The sequence below is a fragment of the Anaeromassilibacillus sp. SJQ-1 genome (assembly GCF_046693725.1).
GTDB lineage: Bacteria > Bacillota > Clostridia > Oscillospirales > Acutalibacteraceae > Anaeromassilibacillus.
Genome location: NZ_JBKEIV010000048.1, coordinates 272472 through 294697, shown reverse-complemented (window position 1 = coordinate 294697; position 22226 = coordinate 272472). Strand labels below are relative to the sequence as shown.

Annotated in this window: 12 protein-coding genes and 1 tRNA gene; 2 read left to right on the top strand and 11 right to left on the bottom strand. The window is 49.8% G+C overall.

The annotated features are described in order from the left end of the window. Nucleotides 1–457: 457 nt before the first annotated feature. The 6 genes from ACGCCZ_RS14905 to ACGCCZ_RS14880 form a co-directional block, all read right to left on the bottom strand. A complete protein-coding gene (locus tag ACGCCZ_RS14905) occupies nucleotides 458–754 on the bottom strand; it encodes a hypothetical protein (RefSeq protein ID WP_411656415.1) in 297 nt (98 codons plus the stop codon). Nucleotides 755–1070: 316 nt separating this feature from the next. Next, complete coding sequence (locus ACGCCZ_RS14900; RefSeq protein WP_411656414.1) at nucleotides 1071–1493, bottom strand: winged helix-turn-helix transcriptional regulator; 423 nt, start codon at nucleotides 1491–1493, stop codon at nucleotides 1071–1073. Between the two features lie 65 nt (nucleotides 1494–1558). Then, nucleotides 1559–2110 carry a hypothetical protein gene (locus ACGCCZ_RS14895; RefSeq protein WP_411656413.1) on the bottom strand — a complete coding sequence of 184 codons (552 nt, stop codon included), beginning with the start codon at nucleotides 2108–2110 and terminating at the stop codon, nucleotides 1559–1561. 322 nt (nucleotides 2111–2432) lie between these two features. Next, a complete protein-coding gene (locus ACGCCZ_RS14890; protein WP_411656412.1) occupies nucleotides 2433–2714 on the bottom strand; it encodes an MFS transporter in 282 nt (93 codons plus the stop codon). 155 nt (nucleotides 2715–2869) lie between these two features. Next, nucleotides 2870–3520, bottom strand: coding sequence for an epoxyqueuosine reductase QueH (locus ACGCCZ_RS14885; RefSeq protein WP_054325046.1), 651 nt, complete (start codon nucleotides 3518–3520; stop codon nucleotides 2870–2872). Then, complete coding sequence (locus tag ACGCCZ_RS14880) at nucleotides 3505–4233, bottom strand: metallophosphoesterase (RefSeq protein ID WP_054325045.1); 729 nt, start codon at nucleotides 4231–4233, stop codon at nucleotides 3505–3507. The genes ACGCCZ_RS14885 and ACGCCZ_RS14880 overlap by 16 nt, the downstream gene beginning before the upstream one ends. A gap of 147 nt (nucleotides 4234–4380) precedes the next feature. On the opposite strand from ACGCCZ_RS14880, the gene ACGCCZ_RS14875 reads away from it, so the two are divergent. Then, nucleotides 4381–4725, top strand: coding sequence for a hypothetical protein (locus tag ACGCCZ_RS14875; protein WP_411656411.1), 345 nt, complete (start codon nucleotides 4381–4383; stop codon nucleotides 4723–4725). A gap of 361 nt (nucleotides 4726–5086) precedes the next feature. Further along, nucleotides 5087–6424 (top strand): MATE family efflux transporter, encoded by a 1338-nt coding sequence (locus ACGCCZ_RS14870; RefSeq protein ID WP_411656410.1) that lies wholly within the window; start codon nucleotides 5087–5089, stop codon nucleotides 6422–6424. A gap of 31 nt (nucleotides 6425–6455) precedes the next feature. On the opposite strand, the gene ACGCCZ_RS14865 is transcribed toward ACGCCZ_RS14870, so the two are convergent. The 5 genes from ACGCCZ_RS14865 to ACGCCZ_RS14845 all read right to left on the bottom strand — a co-directional run bounded on the left by ACGCCZ_RS14865 (nucleotide 6456) and on the right by ACGCCZ_RS14845 (nucleotide 21970). Beyond that, entirely contained in the window at nucleotides 6456–6761 is a 306-nt protein-coding gene (locus ACGCCZ_RS14865) for a hypothetical protein (RefSeq protein WP_411656409.1), read from the bottom strand. 1131 nt (nucleotides 6762–7892) lie between these two features. Continuing rightward, the gene (locus tag ACGCCZ_RS14860; protein ID WP_411656408.1) at nucleotides 7893–15608 is read right to left on the bottom strand and encodes a glycoside hydrolase family 2 TIM barrel-domain containing protein; all 7716 of its coding nucleotides are present in this window, start codon (nucleotides 15606–15608) and stop codon (nucleotides 7893–7895) included. Between the two features lie 1395 nt (nucleotides 15609–17003). After that, nucleotides 17004–17080: transfer RNA gene (locus ACGCCZ_RS14855), tRNA-Arg, on the bottom strand. Nucleotides 17081–17345: 265 nt separating this feature from the next. Then, nucleotides 17346–19256, bottom strand: a complete 1911-nt coding sequence (locus tag ACGCCZ_RS14850) for a glycoside hydrolase family 13 protein (protein WP_411656407.1) — start codon at nucleotides 19254–19256, stop codon at nucleotides 17346–17348. A gap of 242 nt (nucleotides 19257–19498) precedes the next feature. Continuing rightward, on the bottom strand, nucleotides 19499–21970 hold the full coding sequence (locus tag ACGCCZ_RS14845; protein ID WP_054324598.1) for a glycogen/starch/alpha-glucan phosphorylase: 2472 nt from the start codon (nucleotides 21968–21970) through the stop codon (nucleotides 19499–19501). Nucleotides 21971–22226 lie beyond the last annotated feature (256 nt).

The window sequence follows — 22226 nt, the reverse complement described above, 5'->3', positions numbered from 1 at the left end:
CACGGTAGCCATTGGCTGAATGCTGGGGGGCGTGCAAAAGACACAAGCCATTTAATTGGGCAACCGTTGACGGAGGTGCACTTTTGCAGGAAACGCCGAAGGTTCGAAAGGCGCTGTGTACCCACAGGAGCATGGCCCAGCCATCCTTGGTGGACATCTTAGTAAATTGAGCGAAGGGAGCCCCTTTCGCAAAGAGCAGAATCCCCGCTCCGGGAAACCGGAGCGGGGGTTTTGCTGCTTTGAGACTTTGTGTACTTGGGATATAAGTGAAAGATAAAATGTATGGGGATTTCCAAAAGGAAGCAAAAGATTGCAGGCCAAAAGGCGCTGTGGTCCGCCGGACCAGAGCACAGGCGTTTACACCACCCTGCCGGACCAGAATGCGAAGCTGCATTGCACGGTAACCATTGGCTGAACGCCGGGCAATTTGTGTAAGGTATAAACGTGTACTATTCGATCAAGTACCCGGCAGCCGATAGCAGAAAGCTTGTGTAGGAGACACCGCAGGCGCGGAAGACGCTGTGGTCCGCCGTGCCAGAGCACAGGCGTTTACACCACCCTTCCGGACCAGGATACGAAGCTGCATTGCACGGTAACCATTGGCTGAACGCCGGGCAATTTGTGTAAGGTATAAACGTGTACGTATTCGATCAAACCCCCGGCAGCCGATAGCAGAAAGCTTGCGTAGGAGACGCCGCAGGCGCGGAAGACGCTGTGCGTCCACCGTGCCAGAGCACAGGTGTTTACACCACACTTCCGTGCCAGAATGCGAAGCTGCATTGCAGTGTAGAAATTGCGTAATCTCATAGAAGTGTTTCGAAGCGCTTCAAAGGAGGAATGTTTGATTCCCCTGTAAAAAACACCTGGGGTACATTCAAGTTCGAATGTACCCCAGGTGTTTTGTTCTAGAAAAGAACTGGTCAGTTGGCCGTAAAACCATCGGCTAAACTACAAAGGCGAATCGTGCATAAAGAAACGATTTCCCCATGGCAAACAGTATTTTCGTGTAGGCCAAAGGATCATGGCTGCAATTAGCGCTGTAGAGCAAATACGGATGGAACCAACTCCTCTTATTTGTTGCTCGCTGCCTGCGTCATCTGACGTTCCCATTCGCATAGGGCAGTCAACGCAGGCAGAAGTGTTTTCCCGGAAGAAGTCAAACAGTATTCGACCTTTGGAGGGATTTCTTGGTACTGCTGCCGGTACAATAATCCGTCCAAACAGAGTTCCTTGAGACTTTGGCTGAGCATCATGTCTGTGATGCCCGATACAGCGGACTTAATCTCTCCGTAGCGGCGGGTCTGCCCATCCCGCAAGGACCACAAAATGCGGATTTTCCATTTTCCGCCAGCAACACGTAAAAAATAAGCGAGCGGCGCCTCAGAGGATGTTTCTTGGATCTTTTCCTCCTCAAGGGGGGAAACTTCTGTTGATGCGGGTGAAGAAATTGCCCGTTTCACTCGTTTTTTCTTCTTTTCCTTATCCTTTTTCATACGCCGCTCCTTTCTATATTTGCTCATAAAATTAGAGTCAATCTACAAAACCGATGGTATCATATTTACCGCTTTTTGGCAAGCACATTTCCCTGGAAACACATGAACAGACCTGAAAAGCAGAATCCAGCCCCCAAAAGAAGGGCATACACAACGGAACGCTCTGCCAAAGCGCCAAATGCCAGATTGGTTCCAACTGCGGTCATATTCATCGCAAGGGAATGGATGGAGAGCATGGTTGCTCGGCTTGACACAGAGATGTGACGGTTTTGGAGATCCACGCGCAAGGGAACAAAGGCGGAATTCGCTGCACATAAAAGCATCATCCCTACAACAGAAAGCAGCGGATGTGCACAGATGGCCATTAAAATGCATGCCAGGCCCCCTGCACCAAAGATCAGAATAACGGTTCGACGCTCTCCCAGACGAGTAGATAACCGGTGGGATTGCATGGAAGAAAGTCCAGAGAAGGTTACCAGGATGGTACATATGCCCATTGTCGCCGGGGGAATCCCACTGCGCAAATATTGTAACTGGTTTAGGAAAACAGTAATGGTCTGTTTGCTTTCTTCGAGCAGTGCACAGCCGAGAAGAAAGAGAAAAAACGCCGGTCGCACATCAGAAGTTTACAAAGCGCCCGTAAATGTGGCCGCGGAGCGGTGATTTCTGCTGGTACCGATGGCAAGAACACAGAAAGCAGCCAAGCTGCACCATAGGAGTAGACCGTTAGAAGGGCCGAGAGGCGATAATTCTCGCGGATAAACCATGAAAAAAGGACACACGCCAACACGAGCCCGGCTGTATTCATTGCCTCCCAACAGCCAAAAATGCGGCGGGATTCCCTTTCTGGACAATTTTTCCCGCCCATTGCCAGAAAAAGATACGCGGTATCGCAGCCGGATAATCCGGATAGAACCACGGAGAGTAAAAGCCGTTCTGCTAAAAACCAGGCGAATCCGTCGGCTCGCCAGAAGAAAACTTTCGAAAGAAAAAGAGAAAATGGCAGATCACCAGGGTATTGCGATATCCAATGCGGTCTGCAATCCAACCCCAAGGAAGTTCCATAGCAAGGCTAACTGCCAGGGAAATGCTTTCGATCAGAGTAATCTCAAAAATGCTGATCCCATTTGTCTGCCGGTAAAGAGTGGAGATCGGTGCGTAAAATAAAAGGCCCTGCAAAAATGCGATTGCATAGCAGAGCCAAATCGTTCGCTTCTGCATAACAATTTCCCTTTCAACGTAATTGGGCAACAATCCCCTAAGCCTATCGGACGATGGGCGCCGAAGGCTAAAAAAGATAAATTCCGTTGATGGAAAATCAATGCGGATGCTTCATAAAAATGTTCCTTTGATGAATCAAATTTTATTAAAACCGGTTATGTCCGGTTGGCTTCCAGGGCCAAAGCAGCTGCGCGGGAATAGACACAACCGCAGTAATTCTGCCGGTAGAGGTGGTATTCCCGGCTCAGTTCGATGGAACGCTTATAGCCGTTCCGTTTCTTAAAATCGGAGAATAGATAGGGAACCCCATAAGTTTCCGCCAGTTCTGCGCCGATGGTGTTCAACTTTTCTGCGTTTTTATAAGGGCTGATGGAGAGCGTGGTCGTGAAAAAATCACAGCCCAGTTCTTTGGCGGCTCTGGCCGCTTCGGTCAAACGCAGGTGATAACATAAGGTACACCGGTCTCCGCCTTCAGGTTCTGCCTCGTGGCCTTTTGCAAGGGCAAAGAACCGTTCCGGTTCGTAGTCACCCAACGTGAGGACTACCGGGCTGGATAACGGCATCTCCTGCAATAGACGGCGGACCTCTGCCACTCGTTTTTCATACTCCTCCTGAGGGGAGATATTGGGATTATAATAAAATAGGACGATGGAGAAATAGCGCGAAAGATATTCCAATACATAACTGCTACACGGTGCACAGCAAGCATGCAGTAGAAGCTTGGGGTGTTTTTCCTCCAGCTCCAAACGTGAAAGAACCGCGTCCAATTCTTTCTGATAGTTGCGTTTGATCATGTTTTCCACCATCCATCCTCTTTCGGTTGAAAATCCACTTGACTGGTTCCCAAAGGAAGTAGATTTTGATACACAGCGGTATGATGCTCATCGATGTCCAAATCTTTATGTACATGCCCAAAATACCATCGTTTATAATGCAGGCGGGAGTCAATCCCTTCTAAAAAGCGATTGAAGGGCTCTTCTCTCGTCCTCTTGCGAAATTGATTGACAATTTTTAGTGGCGCGGTATGGGTAACCACATAGTCTACTTCAAAATGAGCGGCCATCAACGTGCGCATGGCCACCCCATATTCCACTGCGTTCGGCATCTCCTCTGGCCACCAGGAGATCCCCTCTGTGCGGAATTCCACATCTCCGGAGGCGCCACCCCCCATAGTAAAGATTCTGTGTCCTTCCAGGGTGAAGAGTTGACCGCGCATCAGGTGGAATACACTGTCTGTCACGCGGTGCACCTTGCCGCCGTTCCACTGTTCCACAGGATATTGGTTTAAAAGCTCAAAATTTTCATGATTACCATCTACAAACAGGGTTGTAAACTTTTTGCGTTTAAACCAGCGGAGCCAAAAGTCGTCCGAACCACCAGGGCCTGTCCAAATACCGCCAAAGTCGCCGCAAATCAATACATAATCATGCTTTGTCAGCTTTTTTTGCGCGGGGAACGCCTTGGTTGTCAGCTTTGTCACGTCGTATGGAATGTGCGTGTCGCCCGTGATATAAATCATTTGGCATCCCCCTTTTTTCCTATTGTAGCAAGCCCCCGGAGAAAAAGCAAATGGGAAAGAGGAAGATATGCTCCTATCCTTGCATCCCTCAGGCGGTTATGTTAGAATGGGACTACCAAAGGAACGGACAACGGGAGGGAAACGGAGATGTTGGAGGAAAAGGATCTGCAAGCGATTGCGCAGCTGATTTTGGCGAGCGAGGAGCGTTTGCGCGCCGAGTTTCACGCCAAGCTAGAGATGGAAATTCGTGCGAGCGAGGAGCGGATGCGTGAAGGAATGAGCGCGGAGTTCCATGCCGGCGAAAATCGCACCCATGCTTACATAGAGAACGGCGTCATGAAGCCGATTCGCCTGTTGGCCGAAGGCCATGCGCAGATCTTAGAACGTTTGCCGGGAGTGGGCGCGTTGGATTTGTTGCGTGGGCGGGTATGCAATTTAGAGCGAATGGTCACGGAACAGGGACACGAAATCGACGAACTCAAGCGTGCATAAACGATTCTCGTCCGGTGGTATGCAGAAAGAGGAATCAAGGGATTTCCCTTTTTATGGCAGGTTGCAGCTTTGGAATGGTTGGTCTGTTGTAGTCTATCAAAGGTTATCTTATTTTGATCAGGCGAGGCCGGAGAACTTTTCTCCGGCTTTTTTGTATGGAAAATGGAGAAGGATTTGATCTGTAAGTCACCTACAGAACTATAGGAGGTTTTTCTGCCTTATACTTAAAAAAGGAAGTTGTGGGTGTGCTCGATTCAGCGAAAGATTTCTTTTCATAGATTAACGGCAAAATATTCGGTAGAGTGGCGGAAAGGGGAGAAACCACACGAAGAACGCACAGAACGATTTTACAAAGGGAAGTATGGCTGGGAACATCATGGGGATGGCGATGCCCATGATGTTGGCGCAATTGATCAATCTGCTGTACAGTGTCGTAGACCGCGTTTATATTGGGCGTATCCCCGATGTAGGAACGTTGGCACTGACGGGATTGGGCCTGACGTTTCCGATCATTAATATTTTAAATGCCTTTGCAAACCTTTTTGGCATGGGCGGCGCGCCGCTCTGTTCCATTGCACGAGGGCGTGGAGAAAATGAGGAAGCTGGACGCATTATGCGCTGCTCCTATACTTTATTGTTGATGAGCGGAGGGATTCTCACTGCCTTGGGGTATCTCTTTTTGAAGCCGCTTTTGTACTTATTCGGCGCAAGCGACGCTACATATCCATATGCGCGGGATTATATGCTGATCTATCTGGTGGGTACCATCTTTGTGATGGTCAGCTTGGGGATGAACAATTTTATTAATTCGCAGGGATTTGGACGCATCGGGATGTTGACAGTACTGTGCGGCGCGGTCGCCAATTTGGTGCTCGATCCGGTGTTTATCTTTGTATTTGATTTGGGAGTCCGCGGAGCGGCGCTTGCCACTGTACTTTCCCAAGGGCTGTCCGCGGTATGGGTGTTGCGCTTTTTGAGCGGTAAAAGGGCGATTTTGCGCCTGGAACCGGCAAAATTTTTCCTGCGCGGCGGGATGGTCAAACAGATCACCGCCATGGGGTTTTCAGGATTCACCATGTCGGCCACCAACAGTGCAGTACAAATCCTCTGTAATGCACAGATGCAGACATATGGTGGCGACCTCTATGTGGGCGTTATGACCATCCTCAATTCGGTGCGCGACATTCTTACCATGCCGGTCAATGGCCTGACCAGTGGAGCGCAGCCGGTTTTGGGCTTTAACTATGGGGCGCAGTCCTACCGGCGAGTCAAAAAAGGGATTGTATTTATGACTCTTACCTGCATGGTGTACACATTGGCCGCGTGGCTGCTGGTGTTCCTATTCCCCCAATTCTTTATCCAGATTTTTAATACAGAGGATGCAGCCCTGCTGCAGGCCAGTGTACCGGCATTACACATGTATTTTTTTGGTTTCTTTATGATGACTTTCCAATTCTCCGGACAGTCTACTTTTGTAGCCCTGGGCAAGGCAAAGCATGCGATCTTCTTTTCCATATTCCGCAAGGTGATTATCGTTATCCCGCTCACGATTTTGTTGCCCAGTTTGTTTGGGATGGGTGTCGACGGTGTGTTTTGGGCCGAGCCGATTTCCAACTTTGTCGGTGGTGCAGCGAGTTTCATCACCATGTTGTGCACGGTCTGGCCGACGCTAAAAGAACAAAGAAAACGCACTGCCTAGGGGCCCCTAAAATTCCTTGGAAATACGGTTATCAAGAAATGGGATTTGATCGGGAGGGGCGCCTGCAAGAAAGAATCAAAACACCCTTTTTCCTTGAATGGACAGAACCGGCCCAGTAAAGATGCACAGTAGAAAAAGCCTCCCGGTGGAGGAAGATAAAAGGTTCTGCGTCTCGGCTTCTCCCGCCCCCTTTGTTGGTACAATCAAGTAACAGCTGTGAAGCCGTTGCTTGCTCGATCAACAAAGATTTAGAATGACGCTCCGGCTTTTTCATAAATTGTAAAAAATTCTTGTCGCTGAGTTGGTTTTTTATTTTCTCCGTTGCCTCATCCTCCAATCACGCTTTGCCTTCCGGGGCTCGCGTTCTTGGGAAGGGACGTCGTCGGAAAAACGCTCCACAGGAGCCTTTTTCTCTCCTCTACTTCGGGCGCGCCACAAAAACCAACTTAGTGCTTAGTTTAATAGCGATAGGGATACCCTGCCTTTTGCGGCGGCTGTCCCTGTTAAAAATATTGATGGGGAGATTTCTGGTTCATTTTCAACGGGTTCTGAAATGAAGATCTATTACGCTTTTCGATGCTTCTGCCAAATACCGCGCATATTCTCAAAATAGCCGATCATTAGACGTTTGTTCATACGCTGCCGATCAAGTCCTTGGAATATTCATTAAAATCAAAACTGGTCGAAAATCCTTAGCTTTAGAGGAGCATCCATATTATGCGTAGTCCAAAGCCGCATGCTCGTCAGAACTTTTCGATTTTACCGTTGTCCATCCCCCGTGGTCAGGATCGTGCGATAGGATACATCCATTACATAATACGGAATGCGTCTCACAAGCTTTGTGCCAGATACCCAATTTTGAGCTTTTTGGATGGGATTCCATACCGTTGTCGATAGGTTCCCCCATGTAAATGGTCTCATATTTTATGATAGGATTGCACTTCAATTGACATATACCTTTGGAAAAACTGCCAAAGTTTATTTTAGAAGCGCTTATCTTGAAATGAGACAATAAAAAAATGTAAGGTACGAACCGCTTGAAATCCCCCAAAATTCTCGAGGCCTATATGATGAGAGAATCTCTTTGGAAACGTTTTCAGAAAAGTTGTATCGTATAGAACGCATTCTTTATGCAATAGGGATTTACGAGGTCCTTGTTCCGTTCGATAGGGAGCCGTTTTGCTACGTCCGCCCTGATTTCGGAGTGATTGGTCCAATGTTTTCCCGGGAGATCAAAAGAGAGGGTCCATCCGCTTTCAAATTTAAAAGCGGATGGACCCTTTTGCTGGGATCTAGGCATAGATGTTGGTTATAGATTGCCTTTGCATCTACAGAGGACGCCCCATAGCGTTCTTTGCATCTAAGATTGACCGCACCATCTATGCCGGATACCTTCTGTCCGAATGGAACTTTCCGGACCTTATGTTACAAGTTTATTTGGCGGCTTTGGATTCTTGTGCGATAGCATTCAGCCAATTGTAACCGTACAATGCTTGACGGCGTTTTGGCCGGGCAATGTTGTGTACACGCCCGTGCGATCGCCCGGATTCCCAATGGCCCAAATTCTATAATAATAATCGTTTCCAATCTGGGTCAGGAATTGTGTTTTCAGAACGCTTCCGTTGCCTACGGTGAAGCTCGGAACCAGACCGCTTCCATTGACCAGGGTCATCTTGAAGCAATATGCGTTGCCATGCAGCAGTGTGAAGTCCGTGGTCGTGTCACTGCGTACGCTTGCCGGAGTGACCATGTTTTGGGCGGCTGTCACAAGGGCGATCCCACTGGAACCGTATGTATTGGAACGGTTTGCGGAGGCAGAACCGCTGGAGTGTTTCTGCGGCTTCTGGGGAGATTCGGCTTTTACCAGGCCATCCCACGCATGCTGCACGGCCGTGTATGCTGAAGCGAGTTCCTCGTTGCTTGCATGGGGATCTGCGGCAACGGCCTTCGCGACGCGCAGGGCTGCTTGCAAACTTGCCGCACTTAGGTCGGTATATTTGTCCAGATCGATTGCTTCCGCTTTGTCAATCAAGTCCTGTAGTTCCTCGCGCGACGGGATTTTCCGCAGGGCTGCCATGGCGCAGTTCAGTTCCTCGGCAGCGTTCTGCACCTCTTCTTGTGTGGCGTCCCTGTTTTCCAGAACCGTTTTGGCCGCTTCAAGCGCGGATAAGAATTCTTCCTGCCCAACTTCCAGATAGTCCGAAAGGTCGATGTTTTCAGCCGTATGGACGACGGCCTGTAGATGGGTGGTATCGGCTACGGCTTGTAAGCCGGTCAGAGCTTCGTACAGAACATCGTACGCTTTTTCGACATCCGCCTGAAGCGGTTCATCGTCCTGCAACAGGGCTTGCGCCTGTTCCATTGCAGCTTGGAGTGCCGACCAGCTGGAGGAAGTATAGTCCTCTTCTCCCAGTAAACCGGCGATGCCAAGCAATTCTTCCAGTTCGGTAGTATCGCCTTCGGCAAAGCCCAACAGATGAATCGCGTCGAGCAAGCCGCTCCATGCGTTGTTGATGTCCTCTTGACTGGCCTTCGGATTGCCCTCTGCATCCTTTGCGGCCTGTAATGCACGGTCAAATACTTTTTGTACGGTTGGAATGGCAGCATGGTATTCATCGCCGTCGGCCAGACCCTCTGCAACCGCGATGACTGTGCGAAGAATCTGTTTGTCCACAGTGGTGAAAGTGAATTGTAGGGTCTGTTCCGCGGCACTCATAACCCCTTCATAGGTAAAGGAAGAAGTATGTGTTTCTTCATCAAAGACGATTTGATCGCTGTAATCCTCGCCGTTGACCAGGACGTTGGAAAACTCCTTGCCCTCCACTCTGGGGGCAAAGACGAGCGTATAAGTGTCGCCCGGCTTGAAGGAGGACGTATACCGCCCGGTCAGGTTTGCGATTGTTGCATCTTCGCCGTTTACAGTAACCTGTGCATTGGTAGTAAAGTTGGCTGTGAATGCGTATTCTTGATCGGGGTCCGTGGAACCGGAAACCGTTACCGTGCAGGATGCTTGCGCACCGAACCCATCCGCATAGCCATATACCGTAAAGCTGCCTTCCTGTTGGTAGGCTTCCGCGGGGATTTCCTCCCAGACGATGGGGAGGGTTCCTTCAGTACCGTCTACATAGGTGACAGCAGCGGATTCCGGCAAAACCGGGGCTACGCCGGCCGTGGTTTCGGCCGTAGTGGCTGCAATTTCAGAAACTAGATTGATGTCGCTGTATACATACAGGCGGCAGACTGCCGGACGATCGGTGCCTTCCACTGTACCGGTCAGGACGTGTTCGCCGAGAATGGACGTTGCGCTGCTGGGATCGTCCCACGAGACAGCACGGGCTTCCTGTGCGCCGTCTGCCATGGTGACGGTCACCTGCTGCGGCAGGGAAGCCGTTCCTTGGAGAGGCGCCGAAACACGGCTTTCCTCTACTGTGGAAACAACATTGGTCTTATGAACGTCAACGGTACATATGGCCTTGATGGAGGTACCCTCTACAGTGCCTTCTACCGTGAAGGAGCCTTCCTGGGCATAGTCACTGGATGCTATATCGGCCCATTTCAGACCAATCATACCGCTCGTATTGTCCGAATATGTGACACGGACCTCTTCGGGAAGGTTTGGCGCTTGGCCCACAAGGGTAGCGACAGCCTCTTTCTGAACAGCGGTGATGGTCGGCTCCTCCTCGTAGACGCTGACAGGGATGGAATAATACTGGGACTCAAAGCCCTCCTTGTTGAGAGAGACCAGAACTTCAGAATGTCCAGTCTGTTCGCCGGTGATCTGGTTGTTCTGTATGGAAAGTGCGTTATCCGTAGATGCCACGCCGTAGGAGACGGTTACATCTGCGGGAACGGTCTCCACAGAGAGTGTATAAGAAGAACCCTTTTTCAACTGAATTTGTTCGGGTAGGCCGGTGACTTCGATTTGTTCCAGATCGCCTTTCCCTCTGGGGAGGAACCGGGCGTTGGCCCAGTCACTGTGATCGTGTGCATTGGCCCCCAGTGGATCGACCACAAGTTTGAGTTCCTTAGCGCCAATGATATTCAAACGAACGTGTTCCGCTTCGGTGTCCTGTGTCATAATGGGGGAGATGTAGGCCTGTTCGCCGTCCACCCAGATTTCGAACCGGGCTTCACCGCGGGATTCAGAGCCGTCGCTGGCGACACTCCCCAACCAATCCAGACCAAGATACGTCTCGAAGATGTCGTAACCGAGGCCTTCAATGTCGTAGACAATTTCAGAGGCTGCATGGACCCCTAATCCACTGTAAAATTGCTTGCGCTCTCCATTGACGGTCAGTTCCATAGGATTGCCTTCAAGGTTGGTCCCTTTGGTGATCTCTTTCCAACCGGTGGTCGCGGATTTCCATACTACATTCTCCAAAGGAATCTCATCCTGTTTTGTGAAGTGGATGGTATACACCTGTGGATTCCCTTCCAAATCATCGATATAGACCTCTGCCGTGTCATCAAAGGATGTGGGCTGTTTTACATTGGCGGAAATGGAGGAGTGTGCAGGAACCGCTTCCACATGAGGGAGTTCTGTGCGGTTGCTCAGGTAGGGAATGGTGTATGTGTGTTTATCCAGCGAGAAATCGGGCAGGAGGCGTCCATCCACCTCGATGCCGTTGAGTGTCTGGGTGATAATCGCCTTTTGTGCCTGTGCCATTTTCTGTTCGACCGAGTTTGTCTCGCCGGTGACAGGACGCATTCGATAGGTAAACGTGTACTGCTTGTTGGAATTGACCTTGTACTTTTCCAGCATGGTTGGGCCGCAGCTTCCATTGCCAACGCCGGTTTGCATGTAATCCAACGTCAAATAGATTTGATCGGAACGGGTCAACTGATAGGGATGGGCTTTGCTGTTCAGTTCAGAAGCGGAATAGTGCAGGGCGCCGAATTCCATGGGAACGTCGGCTGAGAACAGAAGGCCGTCGCCCTCTTCATCGGTCAGGGAGACCCAGCGGACATCCGTACGGTTGCCATTCTCCTGGGGCTTCATATAGGGGACAAACATACCGTCTACGGTGTTGTCATATACGCCGATCAAGGAACCGGTATTTCGGTCAATGTAGTTTTCTTCCGGACCTCTGCCATAATACGTGATATTTTCATAACCCGCAGGCAACTCCATTTTCATACCGACACGGCCCAACATTTCGGATGCTTTCGAGTCGAATACGCTGTTGACCACAAGGTCGCCTGTCGGGTAAAGCGTGTATGTAATCTGATTGGTGGAGTTGTTCAGAGTAGAATAGGAGAGCGGCACGGTAACGACAATTTTGTTCTCTGATTTCTCGACCTGTACCTCGCCTACAGTAGTTGCCGGATCGCGATACTTGGTATTAATCGTCCCATTATCGATTCGGGCACGCCAGTAATTCGGTTCCGGTGCACGATAAATCTGTTCTTTGCCATTGTTCTTAAAGGAGGTCAATTCACCTTTTTGAATGTCAAAAGTGACTTCAAATCCTTCTCCCTTTGCAGTCAACTGGTTTCCAGATTCACTCACTTCCGTAAATTTCAGAGAGGTATCCAATGCCTCACCGGGTTCTGTCGCATCAAAACCCAATTCAAACTGTTCGAAAGCTACGACGGCGCCTTTGTCCGCCCAAAGGGTATCTTCTTTCAGACGGAACGCAATGTTTAGCAGGAACTCGCTGCCTTCACGGACGGATTCAGGCGCATGGTAACCGATGGTGACCACCTTGGTTTCACCGCCTGCGATGTCCAGTTGATCGTCCGACAAGACGCCGGACTGAACTTTTTCATTGTTGTTATACAGAGTCCAGATTCCCTCGTATTCATTTAAATTGGTGAATTCGAGGAGATTTTCAATCTGAATTTCGCCGGCTTCCAGGTCCTTTGCCGTAAGTTTTACACCCTGATACGCTTTTTTAACCTCTTGGTATGCAGGGTGCAAAGTGCGGTCGGGAAAAACAACGCCGTTGCTGCAGAAATTGCCATCATTGGTATTGTCGCCCCAGTCGCCGCCGTAGCCGAAATAGGACTGTTCATTCTCACCGGTGTCCACTTCGGTAATGGAGTTGAAGTCCATCCAAAGGACGACGCCCTCGTCGTTCGGGGTACGGCCTTCATCACAGATCTCCTCGGGCGAAAGTGCACGGTTATAGATGCGCACGTTATCGATCTTTCCTTGGAATTCGCGGCCGGTACGTTCGGTATCCGTACCAATGGCAACCGCATAGTCATTGGTGGAGATGGTCTTTTGGCTGACTTCTTTGCTGGCTGCCAGTTCACCATCGATATAAATGTTGATGGTGCCGGCTGTTGCATCAAAGGTCGATACCACCTGATGCCAGTTCTCAAACCAGTCGGCTGGAACCTGAGCTTCCAAGCTGATCCACTTAGCGCTCGAACTGCCGGTTGCTGTGGCATCGTAGATAAAGAATTCTATGACGCTCTTATTTTTGGCCGTGTCGCCGATATATTTCATTGCATATTGGCTGTTGCCCTTCGTCACGATGGCGCCGTTCGTGCTACCCGAAACTTTCTTTGGATAGACGAGCGCTTCCAGCGTCAAACTGCCGGTCAAATTAAGTGCTTCGCTGGTGGGCAATGTAGCGGTACCTTCCAGGGCTGTGCCGTTGCCAATGCCGCCGCGGGCTTCTAAGGTCCCCTTATAAGTAGCATGAAGCCCCTTTGGACCAGCATCCATCAGCTTGTTTTCTGAATCCACTGCATTAAAGTCGCACCAGAATAGGACGGATTCATCAGCGGCAGAAATATTTGCCTGTTCAACCTCCTGTGCAGTCAAAGCACGGTTGTAAATACGCACTTCGTCGATCAAACCGGTAAATTCGCGGCCAGGACGTTCCAAATTTTCTCCGATTGTCACAGCATACGTGTTGGTATTGCGTACATTTTTACCACCGGTGGACACAGACTTGATCTCTTGGCCATCGACGTAGATCTTTAAAGTGCTGTCCTCTGCACAGAACACACCGGTGATACGGTGCCAGTGATTCAGCCAATCTGCAGGCGCAGGGACAGTTGCGGAAATCCAGGAACCTCCACTCTTAAAGCAGAATTCCAGATTTCCTTTGGTATATTGCAGTGTGAGTTGTTCGTTGCCTTTTGCAAGGATGGTATCATATCCCTCGCTGTTCTTACCGGTCTGGCAGACCAACGCCTCTACAGTAAAACTTCCCGTTGTGTCAAATACTGCGTCAGCAGGAAGTTCCGCAGTACCTTTGAGGGCATTGTCTGCATCTTTTCCGGCAACAAGGGAACCAGTGAAATCGGCTTGCAACTTATTGGGGCTGCTGTCAGTCAGGACGTTTTTCTTTTCACCGCCCAGTTCAACGCGGATCGACTGGTCTACCCAATCCCAGATACAGCCGCCGATCAACTTATCGTACTTTTCAAATACATCCACATATTCTTGGAGGTTACCTGTGCTGTTGCCCATGGAGTGTGCATATTCATGGGCAAGATACGGCTTTGGATTGTTATCGGTTGCAACCTCCGGCAAACTGATGCGGCCGGAGAAAGACCCATCTACAGACGGATAGGTCGAGGAGCGGGTATCCGAATAATCGGCGTTACCGTCTCCTCTGGAATTGAAGTAATGGACAGGCCGGGTGGCATCGCGCGCTTTGGTCCAATCGTATAAGGTTTGGAAAACTTCTCCCGCGCCAGATTCATTGCCCAACGACCACATAATAACACTCGGATGGTTTTTATCGCGCTCAACCATACTCTTCATACGGTCCAGATGGACAGCGCCCCATTTCTCTTCGTCATCGCCGGGAATTTTATGCATAGCCCCGTGGGCTTCGATATTTGCCTCGTCGATGACATACATCCCATATTCGTCACACAGCTCATACCAGTAAGTGTCATTGGGATAGTGCGCTGTGCGGACGGTGTTGACATTGGCCTGCTTCATCAGGATGATGTCCTGTTCCATCAGTTCATGGCTGACCGTGCGGCCGGTATCCGGAGACGTTTCGTGGCGATTGAATCCCTTGATAATGACGTTCTGCCCATTCACAAATAGACCCGTGTTGTCGCGCAGCTCCACTTCACGGAACCCAATTCGAGAACTGGCAAATTCTACACTGGCGCCGGTTTCGTCACGCAGTTCAAGGACCAGTGTGTATAAATTTGGCTTTTCAGCGCTCCATAGCTTTGGAGATAGCACCATCTGTTCATAGTCCATGGTACAGACCGCATGTCCCATTTCATCGACATTGCTGCCAAATTGAATCGGGAAATCCTGCTCAACGATGGCATTTTGTGCGTCGTCCAACAGGCGAGCGTGAACTGTATAACCATCGGGCGCGTTTTGCGCCAGCTTGCGTGCTTTAATAGAGAGCGTAAACTGTGCATTTTCGTACTGGTCGTCGAGATCCGTAGTGACCTCATAATCGAAGATTTCGACCTCATCTTTGGAATACAAATACACATCGCGGAAGATTCCGCTCAAACGGATAAAGTCCTGATCCTCCATGTAGCTGCCGTCCGACCAACGGTAAACCTGTACGGATACAGAGTTTTCCCCCTCATGTAAATAAGGCGTTATATTAAAATCGGCTGGGGTGTAGCTGTCTTCGCTGTAGCCGACTTGGTAACCATTGATCCAAAGATAAAATGCGGATTCTACACCTTGGAAGGAAATAAAGACCTGTCGGCCACCTTCTAACATCTCTGGTTCTACGGTAAAGCTCCGACGATAGGACCCGACCGGATTATATTCCGTAGGTGCAGTGGCATTGGTAGAGTCGTTTTTACCACCACCGTTTAATGTCCATGGGTATGTGGAATTGGTGTAGATTGGTTTGTCATACCCTTGTGTCTGCCAGTTGCCAGGGACCTGAATGGTATCCCAATCACTGACATTGTAATCCTCTTTATAAAATTCCGTGTTTCGGTCCGCAGGTTTTTCCGCATACTGAAAGGCCCACTCCCCGTTGAGGAGTTGGTAATAGGCAGAGTTTTCCTCGGATCGGGCGAGTGCTTTCTCTTCCGTGTCATAAGGAATGAATGTCGTGTGTGCCGGCTCTCGGTTTACTTGGAATTGAGTGGGCTGTCCTGTCCACTCACTGCCCGTCCACTGAACGCCCGGTTCGGCGGGTGCTGCCATGGAAACAACATTTCCAAGGCCTGTCCCGCTGAACAGCATGGTTATTGCCAGCAGCCAAGCGATCTTTCGCTGTTTCATAATTCTTCTCCTTTTCAATAATCTCTCTTCCCAACATCACACAAAACCTAATAGAATAAGATCGGCCACCTCCTTTTCGGCGAATAGTATAGTACTTTTAAACTTTATCACAAATTTTTCTATGTATTTTTCTTGATCGTTTGTAATTATTTTATTCGCTTAATTTTTTGTATCCAAATTATGGGAAAACGCTCAGAAAGAAGAGAATACAACAATTCCATTGTATTCTCTTCTTTTGACGGGAGGAATTGATAAAAAGTTAGATGTGAATGGATGAAAAGTAGTACTTTTCCGACGATGTCCCATCCCAAGAACGCGAGCCCCGGAAGGCGAAGCGTGATTGGAGGATGAGGCAGCGGAAAAAATAAAAAAACCAACCCAGTGACAAGCACTAAGTTGGTTTTTGTGGCGCGCCCGAAGTAGAGGAGAGAAAAAGGCTCCTGTGGAGCGTTTTTGCGACGACGTCCCTTCCCAAGAACGCGAGCCCCAGAAGGCGAAGCGTGATTGGAGGATGAGGCAGCGGAAAAAATAAAAAAACCAACTTAGCGACAAGCACTAAGTTGGTTTTTTATGGCGCGCCCGAAGTAGAGGAGAGAAAAAGGCTCCTGTGGAGCGTTTTTCCGACGATGTCCCATCCCAAGAACGCGAGCCTCGGAAGGCGAAGCGTGATTGGAGGATGAGGTAGCGGAGAAAATAAAAAAACCAACCCAGTGACAAGCACTAAGTTGGTTTTTGTGGCGCGCCCGAAGTAGAGGAGAGAAAAAGGCTCCTGTGGAGCGTTTTTCCGACGATGTCCCATCCCAAGAACGCGAGCCTCGGAAGGCGAAGCGTGATTGGAGGATGAGGTAGCGGAGAAAATAAAAAAACCAACCCAGTGACAAGCACTAAGTTGGTTTTTTATGGCGCGCCCGAAGTAGAGGAGAGAAAAAGGCTCCTGTGGAGCGTTTTTCCGACGACGTCCCATCCCAAGAACGCGAGCCTCGGAAGGCGAAGCGTGATTGGAGGATGAGGCAGCGGAAAAAATAAAAAAACCAACCCAGTGACAAGCACTAAGTTGGTTTTTTATGGCGCGCCCGAAGTAGAGGAGAGAAAAAGGCTCCTGTGGAGCGTTTTTCCGACGACGTCCCATCCCAAGAACGCGAGCCTCGGAAGGCGAAGCGTGATTGGAGGATGAGGCAGCGGAAAAAATAAAAAAACCAACCCAGTGACAAGCACTAAGTTGGTTTTTTATGGCGCGCCCGAAGTAGAGGAGAGAAAAAGGCTCCTGTGGAGCGTTTTTCCGACGACGTCCCATCCCAAGAACGCGAGCCCCAGAAGGCGAAGCGTGATTGGAGGATGAGGTAGCGGAGAAAATAAAAAAACCAACTTAGCGACAAGCACTAAGTTGGTTTTTTATGGCGCGCCCGAAGGGACTCGAACCCCTGACCTTCTGATTCGTAGTCAGACACTCTATCCAGCTGAGCTACGAGCGCATAAGCAGCTTACTTAAAGCTGCCATAGTATAATAGCATGTTTGTCCGAAAATTACAAGGGGTTTTTTAAAAATTCTTCCAATTATTTGTCGGTTGCTTAGAAAAATCTTTAATAGAGGGAAAATCATCTTCCATCCGGCCACCCAAAAGAAAAATACCATTCTGTAAAGAAGTACAAAACGTAGGAAAACTTGATAGCAAAGCGCAGAGACCGCATTGTCCCTAAACCCTATATAGGAAAAGCAAAATGCGGCTTTCGGCCGGCCTATTGAAGATCCTTTGGACCGGGAGCTGGTTGAGCAGGCATTTCCTTTTCTGTTGGATAAGCCCATTTTAGAACGGTACATTCAAGAGGTGCAAGGGAAAGTGCGTTGCGGTCGTCTGGTAATTTACCAATCATTGGATCTGCCTCCTGCCATTCTGGGGGAAGATAGATACAGTGATCCTGTGCCCCAGCGTTGATGGCGACCAACAGGCGCTCCTTTCCGTCGTCACGCACATAAGCCATACAATGGTCCCCTGCCATCAGGGGATAAAGCGCGCCTTCTTTTAAACATGGACATGCGTTACGAAGTTTGGCGAGATGGCGGTACCATTCGATCAGTTCCTCGTCCTCCTTGCCCCAAGGATAGCAGCCTCGGTTAAAGGGATCGCGGTATCCTTCCAGACCAGCTTCATCCCCGTAGTAAATGCAGGGAATTCCCGGCAGCGTGTACTGCATCAATGCAGCTAAACGCAGTAGACGCAACCCCTTTCGCCTGCGTTCACGGGTGAGATGGGTGGTACTCTGCCAATGACGGCCGTGATTATGCATCGGTTCCCCGGCCAATACGGTGATTGCCCGTTCCGTATCGTGTGTACCGATGTGGTTCATCAACATGCGTAAAACCTGAGGAGGATAATTCTCCACGATATTCATAATGATTTCCATCATGTTGGAGGCATCTGCCCCAGTCAGGAAACCCAGAATGGCATTGCGGAAGGGGTAATTCATCACGCTGTCGAGCTGATGCCCCTGGAAATATTTACGGCGCTGTCCATAGGCTTCCTTGTTGGAAGCATCTTCCCAGACTTCCCCCAAAACAACGGCGTCGGGTTTCTCTGCTTTCGCTGCTGCTCGCAGGTTTTCCAAAAATTCGTCCGGCAACTCATCGGCGACATCCAGACGCCATCCATCTGCGCCAAGGGCCAACCATTTGCGGATGATTCCATGTTCCCCGTTGATATAGTCATTGTAGGAAGGGTCACACTCGTTGACGTCTGGCAAGGTATCAAAATTCCACCAGCAGTCGTAGTGATCGGGCCAGGGATGGAAATTGTACCAGGAAAAATAGGGGGATTGCTGCGAGTGGTAGGCGCCTTGAACCGAATAGCGTTTTTCACGGTTAAAGTAAATGCTGTCGCTGCCGGTATGGTTAAATACGCCGTCCAGAATGATATGCATCCCGTGTGCTTTCGCCGCCGTACACAAATGCTGGAAATCGGCCTCTGTGCCAAGCAGGGGATCGACTTTGGAATAATCTGCGGTGTTATAACGGTGATTGGAATGCGCCTCAAAGATGGGATTGAGATAGATACAGGTCACGCCGAGCGATTTCAAATAGGGAAGTTTTTCTTCAATGCCTTTTAAGTCACCGCCAAAATAATCGGAATTGGTGATTTTTCCCTGTGCATCGGGCTGCCAGTCTGGCTGTTCACCCCATTGTTCATGTAACTTACGATCTTCGGGCACATTTGCCTTCGGCGTACCCGAATTATAAAAGCGGTCCGGAAAAATTTGGTACATAATTCCGCCGGACAACCACTTGGGGGTTTCAAATGCAGGGTCATAGACGGTAAGTTGCCACGGACCATTGTGCGACTCAGTGGACCCTTCACCCCCAAATCCTTTTTTTAGTTCCAAGGTACCGCGCCATGTGTCGATGTAAAAGCGGTAGAAATACAGTCCAGGCGCCTTCGGCGTGAAGTGGCATTCCCACCATTCATGGGTTTCACCATCCATACCGCACCAGAACATGCCGAAATTTTCCGTTTGTCCCCAGTTGTCGTCCTGAACCACCAGACGCGCCGCAGAGCATTTTAAATCGCGCGGAACGTTGATGCGGAAATGAACCGGTGATTTTGCGGGCACTGCGCCCGTTGGGTTTCGGTAAGCTGGATTGCGTGAATTGAACATCGTGTTCTCCCCTTTTAAATGAACAATAGAATCGTTGTATTGATATCCTCTAGTACCATATCTTTCTCGGGACTTACCACATTTACCGTACAAAGCGGGCCCGCCATGGAACACGATGTGTTCCATTACAAAAGCTGTACACAGCTTTTGTGCCGAGCGCCGTGAGGCGCCCGGCGGCGGGCCCGGAATCCATTTTTGATCCGAGAATTGGTAGGAAAATGGAAGCGAACTCCCGATCGCTTTTAGCGCATTTTCTTGAAGATAGGCTTTTTGACCGCTGTTTTGACAGTCTTATCCACAGGTGGTGCCGGCGGGACAGGCGTTGCGTGCCAGATATTGTCGGCGTAGTCCCGGATGGAGCGGTCTGCCGCAAAACGGCCTGCTTTGGAAATATTGACCAGGCCCATCTGGTTCCAACGGCTCTGATCCTTAAAGAGCTCTACAGCGCGGTTCTGTGCCTGTGCGTAAGATTCAAAGTCCGCCAGGACCATGTACGGGTCTTGGTTCAGAAGAGAGTCCGTAATATCGTGGAACGACACGCCACAGAAGCCCTTGTTCATTTCATCGATAGCGTTACGAATCACCTGGTTGTTCTCATAGAAGACGCGCGGACGGTAACCGGAACGCTTCAGAGCCGCAACCTCGGGCGTAGTCATGCCGAACAGAATGATGTTCTCGTCGCCGACCGCCTCATGGATTTCCACATTTGCACCGTCGAGCGTACCCAAGGTAACAGCACCGTTAATCATGAACTTCATATTGCTGGTGCCCGAAGCCTCGGTGCCAGCCAGGGAAATCTGTTCGCTGATGTCTGCCGCCGGGGTGAGGAGTTCGGCCAGTGTAACGCGGTAATCTTCCACATAGACGACCTTGAGCTTCTGATTTACGCGGGGATCGTTGTTGATGGTTTCCGCCAAATCGACGATGAAGCGGATCATCTGCTTTGCAAAGTAGTACCCTGCCGCGGCCTTTGCACCAAAGATATAGGTGTGCGGTGTAAAGTCGGCATTCGGGTTGTTGCGCAGCCACTGATACAGGGTCAGAATGTGCAGTGCGTTCAGGTGCTGGCGCTTGTATTCATGCATACGTTTGATCTGGATGTCGAAGATGGAATCCGGGTCGAGCGTGATGTTATTCGCTTTTTTGATATATTCAGCAAGACGAATCTTATTGTTGCGTTTTATTTTGCCAAGCTGTTCCAACACGGAGGCGTCATTTTTGAATTCGAGGAATTTTTCCAACTGAGCAGCATCGTGGATATAACCATCGCCGATTTTTTCTGTCAGCAAAGCAGCCAACTCCGGATTGGACTGGTTCAACCAGCGGCGGTGTGCAATGCCGTTGGTCACGTTCTGGAACTTCTCGGGCATTTCCGTGTAGAAATCGTTGAAAACAGTCTCCTTTAGAATGTCGCTGTGCAACGCAGACACACCATTGACGGAGTGGGCGCTGATGACCGCCAGGTTAGCCATTTTGACATAACCGTCATTCAACGGCGCCATACGGCCGACCTTATAACCATCTACATGACGCTGATGCATCTGCTCACAGAACCGGCGGTTGATCTCCTGGATAATCTGATAAATACGCGGCAGACGGAACTTGAAGAGCTCTTCGCTCCAACATTCAAGCGCCTCGGACATGACGGTGTGGTTGGTATAGGCGGTTGTGCGGGTAACAATATCCCACGCAGCTTCCCAAGTATAACCGCACTCGTCCAGCATCACACGCATCATCTCCGGGATGGCAAGCACCGGGTGGGTGTCGTTCAGATGAATTGCAACCGAATCCGGCAGATTGTCGAGCGTGCTATATTTGAACAGGTGACGGCGGATGATGTCTTGAATCGTCGCAGAGACCAGGAAATATTGCTGCGACAGACGCAGGCTCTTCCCCTCGAGATGGTTATCCTCCGGGTACAAGACCTTTGTGATGACCTCGGCCATGGCATTCTGCTCCATAGCGCGGAGGTAGTCGCCGCTGTTGAAGCGGGACATATCGAAGGCCTCGCCGCGGGCGGACCAAATGCGCAGGACGTTGATGCCTCTGCCATCCATGCCGGATACATACATATCATACGGCACGGCCATCACTTTGTCGTAATCCTTATGGTTCACAATATGGTATTGGTTGTTCCAGTATTCTTCGATATGGCCGCCGAAGTGGACCTCGACGCGCTTTTCTGGAACTTCCTGCAACCAAACTTTGCCGCCCGGCAGCCAGAAGTCCGGCAGCTCGGTCTGCCAGCCATCGACCAATTTCTGGCGGAAGATGCCGTATTCGTAACAAAGGGAATAGCCCATTGCCGGATACCCTTGGGTGGACAAGCCGTCCAGGAAACATGCGGCCAAACGGCCCAACCCGCCGTTGCCAAGGCCTGCGTCCGGCTCCTTTTCATACAGGTTGTCGAGCTTCAGCCCCATTTCGGAAAGCGCCTTGCGGAAGTCCTCCTCGATTCCGAGGTTGAACAGATTGTTTTTCAGAGAACGTCCCATCAGGAATTCCATGCAGAGATAATAAACACGCTTGGTGTGTGTTTCCTCTGCGCGGGCCTTGAATTCCAGATAACCCTTTGCCATGAGGTCGCGCACGACGAGGACAACCGCCTTATAACATTGATCATCGGTTGCATTTTCCAGCGTCAGGCCAAAGTTATGCTGCAGCTTAGCTACAATTTGTTCTTTGATCGTATTGATCGGCAGCCGGTAGTTCATAAGAAATCCTCCAAATGTCCAAGAAGTATATATATGTGAGAGAACGACCTGTTGGTCATACATACTTATTATATACCAATTATTACTAATTTACAACAAAATCATTCGTTTATCCGCGGATTTCCTTTCCGGGGGAAATTCCGCATGGGGAAGCCAAAAAAGCCAAATTTACCACAGGAAGGGGCTCTGTGTGCCTTGCAAATGATTTTTGGATGAAATTTATGCACTTTTACTAAATTTCAACAATATGACTGTT

Excerpts from the sequence above, each read along its gene's own strand:
- ACGCCZ_RS14850 (WP_411656407.1), bottom strand. The coding sequence starts at position 19,256 with ATGTTCAATTCACGCAATCCAGCTTACCGAAACCCAACGGGCGCAGTG.
- ACGCCZ_RS14860 (WP_411656408.1), bottom strand. The coding sequence starts at position 15,608 with ATGAAACAGCGAAAGATCGCTTGGCTGCTGGCAATAACCATGCTGTTC.
- ACGCCZ_RS14890 (WP_411656412.1), bottom strand. The coding sequence starts at position 2,714 with ATGCAGAAGCGAACGATTTGGCTCTGCTATGCAATCGCATTTTTGCAG.
- ACGCCZ_RS14880 (WP_054325045.1), bottom strand. The coding sequence starts at position 4,233 with ATGATTTATATCACGGGCGACACGCACATTCCATACGACGTGACAAAG.
- ACGCCZ_RS14900 (WP_411656414.1), bottom strand. The coding sequence starts at position 1,493 with ATGAAAAAGGATAAGGAAAAGAAGAAAAAACGAGTGAAACGGGCAATT.
- ACGCCZ_RS14885 (WP_054325046.1), bottom strand. The coding sequence starts at position 3,520 with ATGGTGGAAAACATGATCAAACGCAACTATCAGAAAGAATTGGACGCG.
- ACGCCZ_RS14870 (WP_411656410.1), top strand. The coding sequence starts at position 5,087 with ATGGCTGGGAACATCATGGGGATGGCGATGCCCATGATGTTGGCGCAA.
- ACGCCZ_RS14875 (WP_411656411.1), top strand. The coding sequence starts at position 4,381 with ATGTTGGAGGAAAAGGATCTGCAAGCGATTGCGCAGCTGATTTTGGCG.
- ACGCCZ_RS14845 (WP_054324598.1), bottom strand. The coding sequence starts at position 21,970 with ATGAACTACCGGCTGCCGATCAATACGATCAAAGAACAAATTGTAGCT.